This window comes from Amycolatopsis sp. NPDC026612, from assembly GCF_040638285.1.
Lineage (GTDB): Bacteria > Actinomycetota > Actinomycetes > Mycobacteriales > Pseudonocardiaceae > Amycolatopsis.
This window is the reverse complement of the sequence record NZ_JBEZYB010000013.1, coordinates 19654-39059: the sequence shown is the minus strand read 5'-3', so window position 1 is coordinate 39059 and position 19406 is coordinate 19654. Positions and strand designations below refer to the sequence as shown.

16 protein-coding genes are annotated in these 19406 nt (G+C 72.5%); 5 read left to right on the top strand and 11 right to left on the bottom strand.

Annotated features, from left to right (window positions below; all coding sequences use genetic code 11):
* The first annotated feature begins 12 nt into the window (after positions 1-12).
* Together AB0F15_RS15450 and AB0F15_RS15445 are read left to right on the top strand one after the other, a co-directional pair.
* Positions 13-1014, top strand: coding sequence for a LacI family DNA-binding transcriptional regulator (locus AB0F15_RS15450; protein WP_360270327.1), 1002 nt, complete (start codon positions 13-15; stop codon positions 1012-1014).
* Between the two features lie 100 nt (positions 1015-1114).
* Positions 1115-3982 carry a glycoside hydrolase family 2 TIM barrel-domain containing protein gene (locus AB0F15_RS15445; protein WP_360270325.1) on the top strand — a complete coding sequence of 956 codons (2868 nt, stop codon included), beginning with the start codon at positions 1115-1117 and terminating at the stop codon, positions 3980-3982.
* A 9-nt stretch (positions 3983-3991) separates the two neighbouring features.
* Here the strand turns inward: AB0F15_RS15445 and AB0F15_RS15440 are convergent, their stop codons facing one another.
* Positions 3992-4807 carry a TetR family transcriptional regulator gene (locus AB0F15_RS15440; RefSeq protein WP_360270323.1) on the bottom strand — a complete coding sequence of 272 codons (816 nt, stop codon included), beginning with the start codon at positions 4805-4807 and terminating at the stop codon, positions 3992-3994.
* A gap of 86 nt (positions 4808-4893) precedes the next feature.
* On the opposite strand from AB0F15_RS15440, the gene AB0F15_RS15435 reads away from it, so the two are divergent.
* A complete protein-coding gene (locus AB0F15_RS15435) occupies positions 4894-6039 on the top strand; it encodes an FAD-dependent monooxygenase (protein ID WP_360270322.1) in 1146 nt (381 codons plus the stop codon).
* 164 nt (positions 6040-6203) lie between these two features.
* On the opposite strand, the gene AB0F15_RS15430 is transcribed toward AB0F15_RS15435, so the two are convergent.
* A complete protein-coding gene (locus tag AB0F15_RS15430) occupies positions 6204-6881 on the bottom strand; it encodes an NUDIX domain-containing protein (protein ID WP_360270320.1) in 678 nt (225 codons plus the stop codon).
* 83 nt (positions 6882-6964) lie between these two features.
* Here AB0F15_RS15430 and AB0F15_RS15425 point away from each other — a divergent pair, with 83 nt between their 5' ends.
* Positions 6965-7966 carry an SPFH domain-containing protein gene (locus AB0F15_RS15425; protein ID WP_360270318.1) on the top strand — a complete coding sequence of 334 codons (1002 nt, stop codon included), beginning with the start codon at positions 6965-6967 and terminating at the stop codon, positions 7964-7966.
* A gap of 52 nt (positions 7967-8018) precedes the next feature.
* Positions 8019-8888 (top strand): hypothetical protein, encoded by an 870-nt coding sequence (locus AB0F15_RS15420; protein WP_360270317.1) that lies wholly within the window; start codon positions 8019-8021, stop codon positions 8886-8888.
* 74 nt (positions 8889-8962) lie between these two features.
* Here AB0F15_RS15420 and AB0F15_RS15415 read toward each other — a convergent pair whose 3' ends face one another.
* The 9 genes from AB0F15_RS15415 to AB0F15_RS15375 form a co-directional block, all read right to left on the bottom strand.
* Complete coding sequence (locus AB0F15_RS15415) at positions 8963-11185, bottom strand: glycoside hydrolase family 15 protein (protein WP_360270315.1); 2223 nt, start codon at positions 11183-11185, stop codon at positions 8963-8965.
* Positions 11186-11302: 117 nt separating this feature from the next.
* Entirely contained in the window at positions 11303-11998 is a 696-nt protein-coding gene (locus tag AB0F15_RS15410; RefSeq protein ID WP_360270313.1) for a TetR/AcrR family transcriptional regulator, read from the bottom strand.
* A 35-nt stretch (positions 11999-12033) separates the two neighbouring features.
* On the bottom strand, positions 12034-13134 hold the full coding sequence (locus AB0F15_RS15405; protein WP_360270312.1) for a glycerate kinase: 1101 nt from the start codon (positions 13132-13134) through the stop codon (positions 12034-12036).
* Positions 13131-13508 (bottom strand): gamma-glutamylcyclotransferase, encoded by a 378-nt coding sequence (locus AB0F15_RS15400; protein WP_360270310.1) that lies wholly within the window; start codon positions 13506-13508, stop codon positions 13131-13133. The genes AB0F15_RS15405 and AB0F15_RS15400 overlap by 4 nt, the downstream gene beginning before the upstream one ends.
* A 9-nt stretch (positions 13509-13517) precedes the next feature.
* Positions 13518-14963: an NCS2 family permease gene (locus AB0F15_RS15395; protein ID WP_360270309.1), complete on the bottom strand. Its 1446-nt coding sequence runs from the start codon at positions 14961-14963 to the stop codon at positions 13518-13520.
* Between the two features lie 147 nt (positions 14964-15110).
* A complete protein-coding gene (locus AB0F15_RS15390) occupies positions 15111-15656 on the bottom strand; it encodes a nucleoside deaminase (protein WP_360270307.1) in 546 nt (181 codons plus the stop codon).
* Between the two features lies 1 nt (position 15657).
* Positions 15658-17949 carry a xanthine dehydrogenase subunit D gene (pucD, locus tag AB0F15_RS15385; RefSeq protein ID WP_360270305.1) on the bottom strand — a complete coding sequence of 764 codons (2292 nt, stop codon included), beginning with the start codon at positions 17947-17949 and terminating at the stop codon, positions 15658-15660.
* Positions 17946-18416 (bottom strand): (2Fe-2S)-binding protein, encoded by a 471-nt coding sequence (locus AB0F15_RS15380; protein ID WP_360270303.1) that lies wholly within the window; start codon positions 18414-18416, stop codon positions 17946-17948. The genes pucD and AB0F15_RS15380 overlap by 4 nt, the downstream gene beginning before the upstream one ends.
* Entirely contained in the window at positions 18407-19276 is an 870-nt protein-coding gene (locus AB0F15_RS15375; RefSeq protein WP_360270301.1) for an FAD binding domain-containing protein, read from the bottom strand. Before AB0F15_RS15375 ends, AB0F15_RS15380 begins: the two co-directional genes overlap by 10 nt.
* Positions 19277-19406: the final 130 nt, after the last annotated feature.

The following is a 19406-nucleotide window of genomic DNA, read 5'->3' as shown; positions in this document are numbered from 1 at the left end:
CATACTCGACGGATGTCCCCGAGCAGCACGGAACCCCGGCGGGTGACGATCCACGACGTCGCCCGCTCGGCCGGCGTCTCCCGGCAGACGGTCTCCCGCGCGCTGAACGACAAGGCCGAGATCGACGGCTCGACCAAGCAGCGCGTCCTCGACGCCGCCCGCGAGCTCGGGTACCGCCCCAGCCGCTTCGCCCGCGGCCTGGTCCGGCCGGACACCACCACGATCGGCCTGGTCGTGCCGGACCTGCTCAACCCGTTCTTCACCGAGGTCGCCTCCGGCGCGCTGGAGGCGGCCCGGGCCCGCGGCTGGCACGTCGTCGTCCACGACACCGCCGACGACCCCGAGCAGGAACTGGCCACGCTGCGGGTGATCGGCGCCCAGGTCGACGCCGTCGCCGGGTACTTCGGCCGGTCCGACGAGGACCTCGACCGCCTCACCGCCGGCATCCCGGTGGTCCTGATCGGCCGCGAACCCCGCACCCCGCGGTTCAGCGGCATCGGGATCGACGGCGAGGACGGCGTCCACGAGGCCGTCGCCCACCTGGTCTCGCGCGGGCACCGGCGGATCGGCATGCTCGACGGCCGGCCCGCCCCGAGCGTCCGCCGCCGGTGGTTCCTGCGGGCCGCCGCGGCGTGCGGGGTCGCGGTGCACCCCGGCTGGATCACCGACGGCGCCCAGAGCGTCGACGGCGGCGGCGCGGCGCTGGCCACCCTGCTCGCCGCCCACCCCGACGTCACCGCCCTGTTCGCCTTCAACGACGTGATGGCCATCGGCGCCCTGCGCGAGGCCCGCCGGTTCGGCCTGCGCGTGCCCGCCGACCTCGCCGTGATCGGGTTCGACGGGCTGGCGCTGGGCACCCTGGTCGAACCGGAGCTCTCCAGCGTCGCCATCGACACCCGCGCGCTCGGCGCGCTGGCCGTCGAACAGGCGGCCCGCCTCGTCACCGGGGCCGAGCCGCTCCCGCCCGGCGAGCTGACTGTCCGCGCCCGGCTCCACCTGCGCGAATCCGCCTGATCCCTTGACACTCGCGCCCGCCGCCCAGCACACTGCCGAGCGGTCCGTGAACGTTCACGGGAACGCTCACGGGCGCCGTGCCGAGTGCCGAAAGGACCCCATGTCGTACCTCGAAGACCCCGGCCCCGGCCGCGGTTCGCTTCCGCCGCGCGCGGCCTTCACCTCCGACGCGCCGGCGCTGCCGTTGAACGGCACGTGGCGCTTCCGGCTCTCGCCGAGCCTCGCGGCCGCTCCGGCGGGGATCGAGCGGGACGAGTTCGACGACTCGGCGTGGGACGAGCTGCCGGTGCCGTCGCTGTGGCAGCTGCACGGCCACGGGCGGCCCGCCTACACGAACGTGCTCTACCCGTTCCCGGTCGACCCGCCGCACGTGCCGTCGGACAACCCGACCGGTGACCACCGGCTGCGGTTCGACCTGCCACCGGACTGGCCTGCCGGGTCCGCGGTGCTGCGCTTCGACGGCATCGACTCGTGCGGCCGGATCTGGCTCAACGGCACCGAACTCGGGATCACGCAGGGCAGCAGGCTGCCCTCGGAGTTCGAAGTCGGTCCGCTGCTGCGGCCGGCAGGCAACGTCCTCGTGGTCCGCGTGCACCAGTGGTCGGCCGGCAGCTACCTCGAAGACCAGGACATGTGGTGGCTGTCGGGGATCTTCCGCGCGGTCACCCTGCTCGCCCGCCCGGACGGCGGCATCGGCGACTACTGGGTCCGCGCGGACTACGACCACACCACCGGGTTGGGGACGGTCCGGGTCGAGACCGGCCAGGACGTCGTGCTGGACCTGCCCGAGCTGGGTGTCGTCGGGCACCCGGCCGGGGAACCGCTGGAACTGCCGGTCGAGCCGTGGAGCGCCGAGACCCCGCGGCTCTACGAGGGCACGCTGTCCACCGCGGCCGAGCAGGTGCGGGTGCGGATCGGGTTCCGGACGATCACGGTCTCCGAAGGGCAGCTCAAGGTGAACGGCCGCCGGCTGCTGCTGCGCGGGGTGAACCGCCACGAGCACGACCCGCGCACCGGGCGCGTGGTGTCGCCGGAGACGGCGCTGGCCGACGTGCTGCTGATGAAGCGGCACAACGTCAACGCCGTCCGGACCAGCCACTACCCGCCCGATCCGGTGTTCCTCGAGCTGTGCGACACCCACGGCCTGTGGGTGATCGACGAGTGCGACCTGGAGACCCACGGCTTCGAGCCGCTGGGCTGGGCGGGCAACCCCAGCGGCGAGCCGAGGTGGGCCGAGGCGTACCTCGACCGGATGCGGCGCACGGTGGAGCGGGACAAGAACCGGCCCAGCGTCATCCTGTGGTCACTGGGCAACGAGAGCCACACCGGGGACAACCTGGCGCGGATGGCGGAGTGGGTGCGCCACCGCGACCCGACCCGGCCGATCCACTACGAGGGCGATCACGACTGCGCCTATGTGGACGTCCACAGCCGGATGTACGCCACCCACGAAGAGGTCGAGCGGATCGGCCGCCGGGAAGACGACAACGAGCGCCGCCGGGACCTGCCGTTCCTGCAGTGCGAGTACGGGCACGCGATGGGCAACGGCCCGGGTGGCCTGCTGGAGTACCGCGAGCTGTTCGAGCGGTACCCGAACTGCCAGGGCGGGTTCATCTGGGAGTGGATCGACCACGGGCTCGCCGCCGACGGGCACTTCGCCTACGGCGGCGACTTCGGCGAACCGATCCACGACGGCAACTTCGTCATCGACGGGCTGGTCTTCCCGGACCGGACGCCGTCACCGGGGCTGGTCGAGTACGCGAAGATCATCGAGCCGGTCCGGATCGACGCGGACGCGGCCGGGATCCGGGTGAGCAACCACTACGACTTCGTGAGCACCGCGCACCTCACGTTCACCTGGGTGCTGGAGGACGAAGGAACCGCCGTCGCCCAAGGCGTGCTCGACGTTCCCACCGTCCACTCAGGACAGAACGCTGCGGTGCCGCTGCCCGAGCTGCCGCCGACGGGCGGCGAGTCGTTCTTGACCGTGTCCGCGTCGCTGGCTTCGGCGACCGCGTGGGCGCCGGCCGGGCACGTCGTCGGGTGGGGGCAGCTGCCGGTGTCGGCGGCTCCCGCCGTGGCACCGCTGCCGCCACGCGGACCGGTGTTCCGCACCGGCGGCCGGCTGGTGCTGGGCGCCGGAGAGTTCGACCCGGCGACCGGCACGCTGACCGCCCTCGGCGGACACACCGTGCAGGGCCCCCGGCTCGACGTCTGGCGCGCGACGACGGACAACGACCGGGGCGGCTTCCCGGGGCCACCCGAGGCCGGCCGGTGGCGCGAGGCCGGGTTGCACCGGATGCAGCACCGGGTGATCGCGGTCGACGCCGACGGCGAGGAACTCGTGGTGCGCACCCGGGTCGCCCCGCCGGCGCAGCCGTTCGGCCTGTTCGCCGACTACACGTGGACGGCGTTCGACGACCGCCTGCGGCTGCGGGTCGAGGTGACCCCGGACGGCGAGTTCCCCGGCACGCTCCCCCGGCTGGGCCTGGCGATGGCGATTCCGGGTGCGCTCGGCTCGGCCGAGTGGTTCGGCGGCGGACCCGGCGAGGCGTACCCGGACAGCTGCCAGGCGGCGCGGATCGGCCGGTTTTCCAGCAGCGTCGACGGCCTGCAGACGCCGTACGTGTACCCGCAGGAGAACGGCAACCGCACGGCGGTCCGCTGGGCGCGGCTCACGGCACCCGACGGCGCGGGCCTCCGCGTCGACGGCGAACCGGTCTTCGACTTCACCGCCCGCCGCTGGACCGCGGCGGAGCTGGAGGAGGCGCGGCACACCGTCGATCTCGTGCCGGGCGAGCTGGTGCACCTGACGCTGGACGTCGCCCAGCAGGGGCTCGGGACGGCGTCGTGCGGGCCGGGGGTGCTGCCGCGGTACCGGCTGGTGCCGCAGAAGACGGACTTCACGCTGTGGTTCCGGGCCCTGCCGGGAGTCTCGGCCGCGGGTGCGTCTCAAAATGTCTCATAATCCGTCTCATTAATCGGTGGCGGTGAGATGGCGGTAGATCGTCGCCCGGGAGACGCCGAGCGCGGTCGCGATGTCGGCTGGAGCCCGCCCGGCGGTGTACAGGCGCCGGGCCGCCTCGATGGTCGCGGGGCTCATCGCGGGTGGCCGACCGCGTCGGCTGCGGGCGTGGCCTCCGGCGGCGGTTCCGGTCGGCTTCGGGCTGGTCGCCGAGGAGTCGCTTCGGGGGCTCTCGTCCCCGGCGGCGGTTTCGGTCGGTTCCGGGTTGGTCACCGAAGACCCGCCGCGCCCCTCGGCTCCGGCCGCGACGGTGAACAGCCGGTCGACACCATCCAGGATGGCCGCGCGCAGCTCCGCCGGCGGGGCATCGGCGAACAGGACCACCGGGTCGCTGAGCATCGCGATCGCCTGCGCCGCGCGGACCCGGGCCGCGAAGCCCGCGTCCGGACCCGCGACCAGCTCGTTGGCCCGCAGCATGCCGTCACGGAAGCGCTCGAACACCACCGCCGATGCCGTCAGGCCGAGGTCGCGCAGGTTCATCCGGATCAGGTACCGGTGCGTCAACCAGACGCCCAGGAGCCCTTCGATGGCCGCTCGGCGTGCGTCAGGGGCAGCGGCCGCCTTCGCCAGCGCGGCTTCGAGGTCGGCGAGCATCGGCTCGGCGAGCGCCGTGACGATGTCCGCTTTGCCCGGGAAGTGGTAGAGCACCGCGGTCTTGGTCACGCCGACGCGCTCGGCCAGCTCCCGCACCGAAGTCTCGTGGTAGCCGCGCGCGGAAAACTCCTCCAGCGCCGCGCGGAGGATCCGGGCCCGGGTGTCGTCCGTCATCACCCGAGCCTAACCCCTTGCCTGACCACCGGACAGGAGCGTACGGTCCGACTGACCGATGGTCAGGACCGAGATGGGGGCACCACATGACCGAACAGACCGTGCTGATTTCCGGCGCCGGGGTGGCCGGGCCGACGCTGGCGTACTGGCTGGCCCGCGCCGGCTTCCGACCCACCGTGGTGGAACGCGCCGGCGGGCTGCGCTCGAGCGGCAGCCCGGTGGACGTCCGCGGCCCGGCCGGGCGCGTGGCGGAGCGCATGGGCATCACCGCGAAGCTGCGCGAAGCGAGCACGAGCGCGACGTCGCTGAACTTCGTCGACGACGCCGGACGGCGCACCGGCCGGATCCCGGTGGGGCTGCTCGGAGCGGCCGACGACATCGAACTCCCCCGCACCGACCTCGCGGCGATCCTCCACGGCGCGGCGCGCGACCACGCCGAGTTCGTCTTCCACGACTCGATCACCCGGCTCCACCAGGACGGCGGCGGCGTCGACGTCACCTTCGAGCGCGGCGCCCCGCGGCGCTTCGACCTGGTGATCGGCGCGGACGGGCTGCACTCGGCGGTGCGGCGGCTGGCGTTCGGCCCGGAGCAGGAGTTCGTCGAGCACGTGGGTGTCTACATCGCGACGCTGCCGCTGGCCGGACCGCCGGCCGACGCGACCGCGATCGAGATGTACAACTCGCCCGGCCGGGCAGTCGCGGTGCACCCGTCACGCGGCCACGGGATCGCGGCGTTCATGTTCCGTGGCGACGCGGTGCCGGGGTTCGACCACCGGGACACCGCGCTGCACCGGCGGATGCTCGCGGACGCCTACGCAGGCGCGGGCTGGCGGGTGCCGGAACTGCTGGACCAGGTGCGTTCGGCGGACGACCTGTACTTCGACTCGGTGAGCCGGGTCCGGATGGACGGCTGGCACTCGGGCCGGATCGTCCTGGCCGGCGACGCGGCCTCGTGCGTGTCGCTCTTCGGCGACGGCTCGACGCTGGCCATGGCGGGTGCGTACACGCTGGCGGAAGAGCTGGGCCGGACGCCCGGAGACCCGGCGGCGGCGTTCCGGCGGTACGAAAGCGAGCACCGCAAGCTGGTGGAGCCGAAGCAGCGCGCGGTATCGACGGCGGCGGCGCTGCTGATCCCGGCCACCCGAGGCGGGCTGGCGGCACGCAACTTCGGCACGCGGCTGCTGCCGCTCTACTCGGCGGCGCGCCGTTTGGTTCCCGCGCGGGCGGCGTAGCGCGCTGATGGCTCGCAGCCGTCGGTACCGGCCATCACGCGACTTCGGCCCGAGGGCCGTCACCCGGCTACCGACCGTGTCGGCGGCGAACCGGCCCGGCCGCCTTGTCCTTCCGCTTCCGCCGGAATCCGAGCACGACAGCCGGTTTTCAGCCGAAGCCCGGCTCAGCTGCGCAACATGGGTGGGTACAGCAGTTCCGCGCCGCCTCGGCGATACAGCTGGGCCGGGCGGCCGCCGTCGCGGGTGGTCGTCCGGCCGGTGGGCTCCAGGAGGCCGTCGGCGCCCGTCACCTTGCGGTGGAAGTTGCGGGGGTCCAGCCGGGTGTCCCACACCAGTTCGTACACCCGGCGCAGCTCCGCGACCGTGAACTCCGGCGCGCAGAACGCCGTGGCCAACGGGGAGTACTCCAGTTTCGCGCGGGCGCGTTCGAGGCCGTCGGCGAGGATGCGGTCGTGGTCGAACGCCAAGCGCTCGGCCCGCAGGGACCGCACCGGCGTCCAGCGGGCCTCCGCCGCGTCCGAGCCCGCGCGCGGGAGCGGGAGATCCGGCGCCAGCGCCAGGTACGCGATCGTCACCACCCGCATCCGCGGGTCCCGGTCCGGTGCGCCGTAGCCGGCGAGCTGTTCGATGTGGACGGTTCCCGGCGGCAGCCCCGTCTCCTCCGCCAGTTCCCGGCGCGCCGCGTCCGGCAGGTCCTCGTCCTCCCGGACGAAGCCGCCCGGCAACGCCCATTCCCCCCGGTACGGCGAAATTCCGCGGCGGACGACCAGGGCGCACAGCTCGTCCCCGGTCAGGGTGAGCACGACGAGGTCGACGGTGACGGCGAACGGCGGGTGACCCATGCCACCACCCTACCCCCTAATCGTCATCTTGACGATTAGGGAGCCGACCGAATATCGTCATGCTGACGATAAGAGGAGGCTCCATGGCCGACATCAACCGCCGGTTCGGGTTCCGGCACCTGCGTGGCGTCCCGACCGTGCACATCCGCCACTACCGCCGCGGCAAGCTCGCGCACGACGGCGTCGGGCTGTCGTTCTGGTACCGGCCGCTGACGGCGGTGGTTTCGGAGGTCCCGGTGGACGACCGCGAGCTGCCGCTGCTGTTCCACGCCCGCACGGCCGACTTCCAGGACGTCACCGTCCAGCTCGCGCTGACCTTCCGGATCGAGGACCCGGCGCTGGCCGCGCAGCGGATCGACTTCTCCATCGACCCGGACACCGGCCGGTGGAGAAGCGACCCCCTGGCCCAGATCAGCGGCTTGCTCACCGAAAACGTCCAGCAGTACGCGGTCGAGGTGCTCACCCGCACTCCCCTGGCCACGGCCCTCGTCGACGGCGTGCGCGCGGTCCGCGACCGGATCCGCGCGGGCCTGGCCGAACAGGACACCCGCCTCGCGCAGACCGGCTCGGCGGTGATCGACGTCCGCGTCGTCGCCATCCGGGCCCAGCCGGAGGTCGAGAAGGCGCTCCAGACGACAGCGCGGGAGAAGGTGCAGCAGGAGGCCGACCGCGCGACCTTCGAGCGGCGCGCGCTCGCCGTCGAACGCGAACGCGCGATCGGCGAAAACGAGCTGCAGAACCAGATCGAGCTGGCCCGCCGCGAAGAGCAGCTGCTCGTCCAGCGCGGCGCGAACGCCCGGCGCCAAGCCGAAGAAGCCGCGGCGGCGAACCGGATCGAGACGGAAGCCCAGGCTTCCCGTGAGGAACGGCTGACCCAGGTGCAGGCGGACGGACGGCGAGCGCTCGGCGAAGCGGAAGCGGCGGGCGAGGCGGCCCGGCTGGCGGCGTACCGCGACCTGCCCGAGGGCGTGCTGACCGGGCTGGCGCTGAAGGAACTGGCGGGGAACCTGCCGCGGATCGACAGCCTGGTCCTGACGCCGGATCTGCTGACGCCGCTGCTGACGAAGCTGGGGGTGAAGTCGTGAGGCCGGCCTCCCGGGGCGTGCCGCGGCACCGGCGCACCGCGGACGGCCGGCCATGAGCCTCGCCCCGCGGGTCGTGGTCGTGCACCGCCGGACCGAGCTGGACGAGCTCCTCGCCCGCCACGGCACCCGCGGCCAGGCCGAGTTCTTCCTGCGCACCCGTGGCCGCGACCTCGCCGAGGTCACCGCAGCGGACGCGGCCTCGCGCACAGCGCTCGCCGCGACCAGTGCGGCCATCCCGATCGACTGGCGCCGCGGCGAGGTCGAACGCGCGGACCTGGACCGGTTCCTCTTCACCCCGGAGGACATCGTCGTCGTGGTCGGCCAGGACGGCCTGATCGCCAACGTCGCCAAGTACCTCGACGGCCAGCCGGTGATCGGGGTCGCGCCCGGCGAGCCCGGGGTGCTCGTCAAACACCCGGTCGAGGCCGTGGCCGATCTCGTGCGGTCAACCACGGACGTCGAGCACCGGACGATGGCCGAGCTCACCGCGGACGACGGCCAGCGGCTGCTCGCCCTCAACGAGATCTACCTCGGGCACGCCGGGCACCAGACCGCCCGCTACCGGCTGGGGGCCGGCGGCGTGCGGGCGGAACGCCAGGCGTCGTCGGGCATCCTCGTCGGGACGGGCACCGGGGCCACCGGCTGGTGCGGCTCGGTGTGGCGGGAGCGCGACAGCGGCGTGTCCCTGCCCGCGCCCGGGGAGGCCCGGCTGGTCTGGTTCGTGCGGGAAGCGTGGCCGTCGCCGACGACCGGGACCACCTGCACCGAAGGAGAACTGACGCGGGTGCCGCTGACGGTCGAGGTCGAATCCGACCGCCTGGTCGCGTTCGGCGACGGCCTCGAAACCGACACGGTCGCCCTCACCCGCGGCCAGACGGCGACGTTCGCCCCCGCGGCGAAGACCGTCCGCCTGGTCCGGTAGCGGCGAACACGCGTGCCGGGCCGGACGACACACCGAGGGGGCGTGTCGTCCGGCTGGGTCCGCGTGGCGTCCGGTCAGGTTCCGTAGCGGGTCTTGACGATCGACGGCGTGTCGAGGTTGTGGCCGGCGTCCATGCTCTGCGCGAGCCGCAGGTACTGGCCCTCGGCCCACATCAGCGGGCCGGCGCTGCCGGTCGGACGGCCGAGCCCGAAGCAGCCGACGTCCGCGCGGTCCCAGACCTGCTCGGGCACGAAGTACCCGTCGTTGACCGAGTCCGCCATGGACTTGAGGTACACCGCCGCCGAGCGGCCGTTGGCCAGCTCGTATTCGCCACGCTCCCCCGACAGCACCGGCCAGAGCCGCCCGAACCGCTGCGCGCCACCGGCCGGCCAGCCGCTGCAGTTCGCGGTGCTCTCGCCGTAGTTGTCGTGGGGGTAGCGGTGGAAGTAGACGTCGCCGTTCGGCAGCGTCACCTGCATCGCCGAGTTGCCGTCCGCCGCGGCCGCCGTCGGCGCCACCGAGTTCGCGATCGTCGTGTCCCCGGCGGGCCGGATCCCGAGCCGCACCAGGTCCAGGAACCCGAAGTCGGTGACGTCGTGCTCGTAGAAGCAGCCTTCGTCGAAGCAGATCGTCGCGCCGTCGTTCGGGTTGCCCGCGCGGTCGAGGCGCTCGTAGTAGGTGTGGCCGCCCCAGTAGCCGGACGTCGTCACGGTCCACCCGGCCAGGGAGTTCCGCCAGGAGTCCGCGGTGGACTCCCACGCCGACGCGCTCCCCGTGTCGCCGTTCGCCCGCGCGATCGCGCCCGCCGCGATCAGCCCGGCGATCTCGGCGGCCACCGACGAAGGCGACTTGCCGTACTGCTCCTCCCACCGCTCGGTGGTGTCCGGACCGGTCGCCGCGATGTGGTTCGCGGTCGTCTTGACCTTGGCGTACGTCGAGGCGTCGGTGACGCCGGTCAGCCAGGCCAGCAGGATGGCGTCGGCGTCCTGGTCGAGCTGTTCGCAGCAGCCGAGCTGCTGCGCGCTGGCGCCCGCGACGCCGGAAACCGGGCTGTAGCGCGGGAACGACCCCGCCGGGTACGTCATGCCGTCGCCCGCGGTCGGGCTGCCGATCCACTGCGAGTTCCAGAGGAACTGGGCCATCCGCTTGGCCTGCGCGCTGTCGCCGGCGGCCAGGAGGCCGGTCGCCTGCTGGTAGAGGTCGCGGCCCCAGACGCGGTGGTAGCCGTCGTTGAGGTGGTCACCGTTCGTGAAGTCGCCCCACGGCGTGGCCAGGCCCGCGACGCTCGCGCCCGGGTGCTGTTTGTCCTCGGCGGTCTTCAGCGCCATCGCCGCGACGTAGTAGGCGCGACGCCGTTGCGTGTCGCCGGAGACGCTGGCGGGCGCGGGTTTCAGGCCGCCGACGTAGGAGTTCCAGCCGCTGCGGTAGGACGTCGCCACGGTGGAGAATCCGCTGCTCAGCGATCCGCTCGCGGCCGAAGACGCGGCCGCGGCGGTGCCGCCGAAGCCGAGCGCGACGGTGAACGTCGTGTCCGTGCCGACCGGGATCTGACCGCACTGGACGACGTTGCCGACCCCGGAAACGGTGTCGAACTGGTTGTTCAGGGCTTTGTCGGCGCGCAGGTCGACCAGGCAGTCGCTGGCCGCGCCGGTGTAGCCGTTGTCGTGCGCGGTGAAGCCGGTCGAGACCCGCAGGGCGGAGACGACCGTGGTGGCGGTCCCACCGAACAGCGTCTCGGTCCCGCTTGCCATCAAGGCGCCGGTGTCCCACCAGGCGTTGTCGCCTCCGCCGCCGCCGGCCATCGACGGGTTGGCCAGCAGGTAGACCCGGTAGCTACCGCCGTCGAGCGACTGGAACCGGGTGTTCGTGACCAGGGTCGCCCGCGCCGGGTCGGTGACGTAGCTCGTGGTGATCCGGTATTTCCCGCTCTTCGCCGTGTTGGTGACGGTGTACTGCAGCGCCTTCTCGTCGGGCATGGACACGACGTGGTTCGTGGCGTCGCGTTCCAGGTCGACGAAGCTCGAGCCGTCGGTGACCACATATTGCATGTCCTGCATGTCGGGGACATCGGCACGCGGGTAGAAGACCTCGGACGTCACGCCGTTCGCGACGGTGAACCACACCGGGCTGCCGGTGGTCGTCGAGGTGCCGAGCGCGGACTTGTTGCCCGTCGCCCACGAGGCTCCGCCGCCGCAGCAGTCGGTCGCGGTCCCGCTGGCCAGCGCCGTGCCGGGCAGCGTCCCGGCGAGCAGAATTCCCGTTCCGGCGCAGGCCAGTACCGCTTTCCACCTGATCATGGGGACCCTCCGACGGCGTTGTCGTCAATATGTTGCGAGCCGCAACATATTGGGCCGTCGGCCGGTGACAAGCAATGTCCGATCGGCCTGAACCGATCCAGGCCTCCCCCGGACGGCTCAGGCGTCGGCGATGCGGTCCAGCCACTCGGCCAGCAGGACGCGCTCGGCGGGGGTCAGCACGGCGACGCCTTCGAGCCCGGCCCGCAGCGCGATCGCCCGCCCGGGCAGATCCGAACCCGCCGGTTCGGCGGCCCCGGTCAGGATGCGGCCCAGCACGATCTCCCGGGCCGTCTCCGACAGGTCGGGGTCGCGCTCCGCCACCGGGGTGGCGATCAAGCTCAGCACGACCCCCATCCCGGTCGCGTGCACCAGCCGCGCCGCGCGCTCGACGCTCATCCGGAGCCGGCCCGCCGCCGCGACGCGCTCGACGATGCCGTGCAGCATCGCCTCCGCTTCCCGCCCGGCGGGTGACGTGCGGCCCGGGCGCGCGTCGCCGTACATGAGCACGTAGAACTCCGGGCGGGACACGCCGAACTCGATGTGCAGGTCCCAGCCGCGGCGCAGGTCCTCCACCGCGTCACCGGTCGAACCCATCGCGCGCTTGCTCGTCAGGTACTCGTCGAAGCCGTACGCGGCGACCGCGTCCAGCAGGCCGTCCTTGTCACCGAAGAGCCGGTACAGCGCGGGCGGCTGGACGCCGGCCGCGAGACTGACCGCGCGGGTGGAGAGAGCGTCGCGCCCCTCCGCCGCCAGCAGTGCGGCTGCTGCCCGGAGGATCCGCTCGCGGGTGTCCGCCGCCGTCTTCGTCACCATGGTTCCAATGATAACAATACTGAGGTAGCACTCGTTCAGCCGCCGAGGTGGTCCGCGGCGACGCGGCGGGCCAGCCGACGCAGCAGCGGCGCCGCCTCGGCCATGCAGCGAACCGGATCCGGCTCGAGGTCCGTCAGCGCGTACGCGGCCGTGATGCCCGTCCGAGCCAGCTCCGGTGCGGTCAGCAGACAGCGCCCGGAGACGGCGACGCACGGAATACCCCGGGCGGCCGCGGCGCGCGCCACCCCGGCCGGGGCCTTGCCGGACAGCGTCTGCCGGTCGAGGGAGCCCTCGCCGGTGACGACCAGCGCGGCCCCGGCCAGTGCGTCGTCGAACCCGAGCAGGTCCAGCAGCAGCTCGATGCCGGGACGCATCCGGGCACCCAGCACCGCCATCGCGGCGAAGCCCACTCCCCCGGCCGCCCCGGCACCCGCACGGGAAGCGAACTCCGGGCCGGCGACCGACGCCCAGCGCCGCAACGCCGCGTCGAGCACTTCGACGTCATCGGGGGAAGCGCCCTTCTGCGGGCCGTAGACGAACGCGGCGCCGTCCGGCCCGCACAGCGGGTTGCCGACGTCGCCCGCCAGCTGGAAGTCCACTCCGGACAGGTCCACACCGGACAGATCCAGCGAAGCGAGCCGGGACAGCGCCGCGCCACCGAACGGCAGCTCCCGGCCGGCGTCGTCGAGGAGCCGGGCGCCGAGCGCGGTCAGCATGCCCGCGCCGCCGTCGGTGCAGGCACTGCCGCCGACGCCGAGCACGATCCGGCGGCAGCCCGCCCGCACCGCGGCGGCGATGACGTCCCCGGTCCCCGCGCTGGTCGCGGTCCGCGGCTCCGGCGCACCGGGCAGCCGGTGCAGCCCGGACGCCTCGGCCAGTTCGACCACGGCGGTTTCGCCGCGCACCGCGTAGGACGCCGTCAGCCGCGCCCCGGTCGGTCCGCGGGCCGGGACCGGCACCCGCTCGTAGCCGGCGGCGACGGCGGCGTCGATCGTGCCCTCGCCGCCGTCGGCCACCGGGATGGTCCGCACCGCCACGGAAGGACAGCCGTCGGCGAGGCCGGAAGCCACCGCCGAGGCCACCTCCCCCGCGGTCAGCGACCCCTTGAACTTGTCCGGGGCGACCAGGACCTTCACGCGCTCGCCTTGAACGCCCGCCAGTCGCCGATCTCGGTGATGTCTCGCAGGGCGACGTGCGAGGTGTACGGCCGCCGCAGCAGCATCGCGAACGCCGAACTGCCGTCGGCCAGCTCCACCACGCCGAGCTCCAGTTCGTGCGGCTCGGCCGGCAGCACCTTGTCGCGCAGGGCGTCCAAGGAGACGTCGTAGACCTCGCCGGTGACCGCCGCCCCGCCGTGCGACACCGGGTACAACGCCGGGCACTGGTCGCCGACGGCGTAGAACCGGTACTTCGGCGCGGTGTCGGTCACCGCCACGAACGGCGATCCGTCCAGGAGGTGGTGCAGCGGCTCGCCGCGCATGGCGCCGCCGTTGAAGAACATCAGGGCCACGGGAACTCCTCAGCGGAACAGGGCTTCGACACCGTCGATGGCGAAGTACACCGCGAACACCAGCGCCAGCAGGGGCAGCAGCCAGCCGGCCTCGCGCCACTTGCCGCGGCCGATCTTGATCAGCACGAAGGCGATCAGGCCGGCGCCGACGCCGTTGGTGATCGAGTAGGTGAACGGAATCAGCGCAGCGGTCAGGAACACCGGGATCGTGTAGTCCGGGTCGTGCCACGGGATGGAGCGGCACTGCGCGACCATCATGCCGCCGATGACCACCAGTGCCGGCGCCGCGGCCTGGGCCGGGACGACCCCGGCCAGCGGCGTGAACAGCAGCGTCCCGGCGAACAGCAGGCCGGTGACGACGCTCGCCAGCCCGGTCCGGGCGCCCTCGCCGACGCCCGCCGCCGATTCCAGGAACACCGTGTTCGGCGACGAGCCGGTGACGCCGCCCGCGATCGCCCCCGCGCCGTCGACCAGCAGGATGCGGCCCATCCGCGGGACCTTGCCGTTCTTCGACAGACCAGCTTCGTCCGAGACGCTGGTGATGGTGCCCATGGCGTCGAAGAACCCGGACAGCACCAGGGTGAACAGGAAGACCGTGGCCGCGAGCGCACCCGCCGAAGCGAAGCCGCCGAACAGGTCGATGTGGCCGAAGAGCCCGAAGTCGGGTGCGGCGAGGACGTGGTCGGGCAGCGCCGGGTCGGTGCGGCCCCAGCCGCCGACGCCGAAGCCCTCGTGCAGCACGACCGCGAACACCGTCGCGACGCCGATGCTGATCAGCACCGCGCCCGGGACCTTGCGCGCCACCAGCACGATCATCAGCAGCAAGCCGACGCAGAACACGACGATCGGCCAGCCGGCGAGGTGCCCGTTCGTGCCGAGGCGCACCGGCACCGGGGTGGCCGCCGCGTCCGGCACCCGGCTCACGAACCCGGCGCTGACCAGGCCGACGAGAGCGATGTAGAGCCCGATCCCGACGGTGATCGCGGTCTTGAGCGGCCGTGGGATGGCGTTCATGATCCGCTCGCGGACACCGCTGACGGCCATCAGCACGATGCACACGCCTTCGAGCACGACCAGGCCGAACGCCTGCGCCCAGGTCATCGACGGCGCCATCTGGAAGGCGACGATGCCGTTGATGCCGAGGCCGGCGGCCAGCGCGAGGGGCGCGTTGCCGACGAGTCCCATGAGGACGGTCATCACCGCGGCGGCCAGCGCGGTCGCCGTGGTCACCTGCGCCGCGGAGAGCCGGGCGCCGGTGATGTCGGCGGAGGCGCCGAGGATGAGCGGGTTGAGCAGCACGATGTAGGCCATCGCGACGAACGTCGTGACACCGCCGCGGACTTCGCGGCCGACCGTGCTCTGCCGGGCCCGCAGCTCGAACAGCTTCTCGAGCAAGGAACGGCGTGTTGGAGGTACTTCCCCGAGTTCGGGTTCCTGGATCTCTACCTGGGTCATGCGTCCTGCCCTTGCCGGTGGGGGTGCTCGGCCAGGGCCAGGCACCACGCCGTGCCTGGCCGAGCGGGACGATTTCCAAGCCGCACTTTCACGTGAAAGTGACCTGGAGGGGTGGCCTCCGGATCACTTTCGCCGTGAAAGTGGCGGTCAGTAGTCGGTGCGGTCGCTCTTGTCGAGCCAGGCCGCGAACGGCGCGAATCCGTCCTTTGCGGACAGTCGCGTCACGGGCACCGTCCACGTCTCGCGCGGACGGTCGAAGAGTTCGTAGAAGGCGCGGTCGTCGAAGCCCGCCTTGGCCGCGTCGTCGCGGTCGGCGGCGAAGAGGACCTTGTCCACCCGGGCCCACAGCGCCGAGGACAGGCACATCGGGCACGGCTCACAGCTGGAGACGAGCACGCAGCCGTCCAGCTTGAAGGTGCCCAGCTCCTGGCATGCCGCGCGGATCGCGACCACTTCGGCGTGGGCGGTCGGGTCCAGGTTCGCCGTGACGCGGTTGACGCCGGTCGAGACGACCTTGCCGTCCTTCACGATCAGCGCGCCGAACGGGCCGCCGCCGTTCTCGACGTTGCGCGTGGCGATCCGGACCGCTTCGTTCAGCCAGTCCTGCTCGACGGAAATCGACGTGTCTTTGCGGGGGTCCGGGTGGCGGAGCCCCCGGACCGGGGCGGAGCCCCGGCGTGCAACAGTGGTCATCTCAGACTCCGGTGATGTGCTCGGGACGGATCGGGACGCGCGGCAGCTCCAGGCCGGTGGCCGCGCGGATGGCGTTGGCGATCGCCGGGGTGGCGGAGATCGTGGGCGGCTCGCCGACGCCGCGGACGCCGTAGGGCGCGTGCGGATCGGGCCGCTCGAGCACCTCGACGCGCATCGGCGGCATGTCGAGGATCGTCGGGATCAGGTAGTCGGTGAACGACGGGTTCCGCACTTTGCCGTTCTCGACCAGGATCTCCTCCATCACGGCGAGGCCGAGGCCCTGCGCCGAGCCGCCCTGGATCTGGGCGACGACGGCGTCGGGGTTCATCGCCTTGCCGACGTCCTGGGCGCAGTCGAGCTGGACGACCTTGACCAGGCCGAGGTCCAGGTCGACGTCGACCACCGCGCGGTGGGCGGAGAAGCCGTACTGGACGTGGGCGTCACCCTGGCCCGTTTCGGGGTCGAGCGGATACGTCGGCCGGTGGTGGAACTCGCGGGTCTCCTCGATCGCCGTGTCGCCGAGCAGCTCCGCCAGGTCCGCGACGACTTCGCCGTCGGCCGCGACCACCTTCCCGCCGGTGAGGGACATGCCTTCGGAGGAGACACCGAGCCGGGCGTACACCGCGTCCGCGACCGCGCGGCAGGCGTTGCGGACCGCCCCGCCGGTGACGTAGGTCTGCCGCGACGCCGAGCTGGAGCCCGCGTCGCCGACGCTCGTGTCGGCCGGGTGCACGGTCACCCGCGGCACGCCCAGCTCGGTGCGGGCGATCTGCTGCTGCAACGTCACCAGGCCCTGCCCGACCTCCGCGGCGGCGGTGTGCACCATCGCCACCGGCTCACCGCCGAGCACCTCCAGGCGGACGCGAGCCGTCGAGTAGTCGTCGAGGCCTTCGGCGTAGGAGATGTTCTTGATGGTGACGCCGTAGCCGACGCCGCGGACGACGCCTTCGCCGTGGGTGGTGTTGGACGCGCCGCCCGGGAGCTCCCGGATGTCCCGTGAGCCGGTGGGCTCGGGCGGCAGTGGCAGGTCGCGGACCCGCTGGACGAGTTCCGCCACCGGCGCCGGGAAGTCGACCACCTGGCCGGTGACCACAGTGGACCCTTCGCTCAGCGCGTTGCGGATCCGCAGTTCCGCCGGGTCTATGTCCAAAGCGGACGCCAGTTTGTCCATTTGGGACTCGTAGGCGTAGGTCGGCTGCACCGCACCGAGACCGCGCATCGCCCCGCAGGTCGGGTTGTTGGTGTAGACGCCCCAGCCCTCGATGTGCGCGTTCGGGACGTCGTAGGGGCCGACGCTCAGCGTGGTGCCGTTGCCGACCACGACCGGCGTCTTGGAGGCGTACGCACCGCCGTCGAAGTACAGCTTCGCGCGGACGTAGACGAGCTTGCCGTCGCGGGTGGCGCCGTGCTCGTAGTACATCTTCGCCGGGTGGCGGTGGACGTGCCCGAAGAACGATTCCAGCCGGTTGTAGCTCATCTTCACCGGCCGGCCGGTGCGCAGCGCCAGCATGCAGGAGTGGATCTGCATGGACAGGTCTTCGCGGCCGCCGAACGCGCCGCCGACCCCGGACAGCGTCAGCCGCACCTTCTCCAGCGGCAACCCCAAGGCCTTCGCCGTCTGACGCTGGTCGACGTGCAGCCACTGGGTCGCCAGGTAGAGGTCGACGCCGCCGTCCTCGGCCGGGACCGCGAGCCCGGACTCCGGCCCGAGGAACGCCTGGTCCTGCATGCCGATCTCGTACACCCCGGACACGACCACGTCCGCGGTGGCGGCCGGGTCGCCCTTGACGATCCGCTGGTGGCGGACCAGGTTCCCGCCCGGGTGCAGCTTCGGCAGGGTGTCGTCGTGCGCGGCCAGCTCGGGGTCGGTGATCGGTTCGAGGACGTCGTACTCGACGACGATCTCCTTGAGCGCCTGCCGCGCGATCTCCGGGTGGTCGGCGGCCAGGATGGCGATCGGCTCACCCTGGTAACGGACCAGGTCGGCGGCCAGCGCCGGGGTGTCCTGGTACTTCAGGCCGTAGACGTTCTCGCCGGGGACGTCCTCGTGGGTCAGCACCGCGTGCACCCCGGGCTGGGCGAGCGCGCGGGAGACGTCGAGGCGGACGATCCGGGCGTGCGGGTGCGGGCTGCGCAGGGTGACGCCCCACAACATGTCCTCGTGCCACAGGTCCGAGGAGTAGGCGAACTCACCGCGGACCTTGAGCGTCCCGTCCGGGCGCAGCGGGCTCTCGCCGATGCCGCCGGCGATCGTGTCGTGCAGCTCCTGCGGCGAGCGGGCCGGGGCGCTCATCGGACGGCATTCTTCGCGGCGGCGTCGCGGACGGCGTCGAGGATCTTCTCGTAGCCGGTGCAGCGGCAGAGGTTGCCGGCGAGGGCCTCGCGGATCTCGACGTCACTGGGCTCGGGGACGCGCTCGATCAGGTCGTGCGCGGCCACCAGCAGGCCGGGGGTGCAGAAGCCGCACTGGACCGCGCCGCGCTCGACGAACGCCTCCTGGACCGGGTCCAGGTTCTCACCGTCGGCGAGCCCTTCGACGGTGACGATTTCGCGGCCCTCGGCCTGCCCGGCCGCGACCAGGCAGGCGCAGGCCGGGACGCCGTCGAGGTAGACCGTGCACGAGCCGCATTCGCCCTGCTCGCAGGCGTTCTTCGAGCCCGGCAGGCCGAGCCGCTCACGCAGCACGTAGAGGAGGCTTTCGCCTTCCCAGACGTTGTCCGCCCGGCGAGCCTCGCCGTTGACGGTGACGTTCACGCGCACTTCGCGCTCCCTCCGCAATATTCGGTCCAGGCCCAGGTCAGCGTCCTTCTCGCCAGGACACTCAGTGCGTGACGCCGGTAGGCCGCACTCCCCCGGACGTCGTCGATCGGCGACGCGGCCGAGGCGACCAGGTCACCGAACCGGCGTTTCACCGAGTCGGCGATCGGCTTCGGCGAGTCCCAGTCCAGCTCGCCGACCAGGAACTCCTCGGCGTCGAACGCCCGCCGGGGCGTGGGCGCGGCCGAGCCGATACCGGTGCCGACGCGGCGCTGCTCGGGGTGCAGGGCCAGCCCGAAGGCGGCAACGGCGATGACCATGGCGTTGCGGGTACCGATCTTGCTGAACTGCTGCGGGCCGGTGGCCGGTTCGAGCAGCACGGCCGTGATCAGCTCGTCCGGTTCCAGGACGTTCCGCTTGACGCCGGTGTAGAAGTCCTTCGCCGCGACGATCCTCGTGCCCCGGACCGAGGCGATCTCGACCTCGGCGCCCGCCGCCAGCAGCGCCGGGTGGGAGTCCCCCGCGGGCGAAGCCGCGCCCAGGTTGCCACCCACGGAACCGCGGTTGCGGATCTGCGGGGACCCGACGGTGCGCGAGGCCATCGCCAGGCCGGGCAACCGCGCGCCGAGCTCGGTGATGATCCGGCCGTAGGGCACGGCCGCGCCGATCCGGATCCGGCCGCCGTCGGTGCCGTGCTCGTGGAGCTCGGCGACGCGGCCGAGGTCGAGGAGCGACTCCGGGCGGCGGTGGTCAAAGTTGAGCTCGACCATCACGTCCGTGCCGCCGGCGATCGGGACCGCACCGGGATTCGCGGCCTTCGCGGCGAGCGCGTCGGCCAGCGAGGCGGATCGGAGGAATTCCACTGTGGACGTCCTTTCGGGGCTGCTTCGGCAAGAAGTACACACGCTGCGGTGTGTCTCCGACCACGGCAAAACCCCTGAAAGGCGGGTGAATTTCGGGCCGGCGTTTGTACTTTCCTCCAACCGCCGTCCC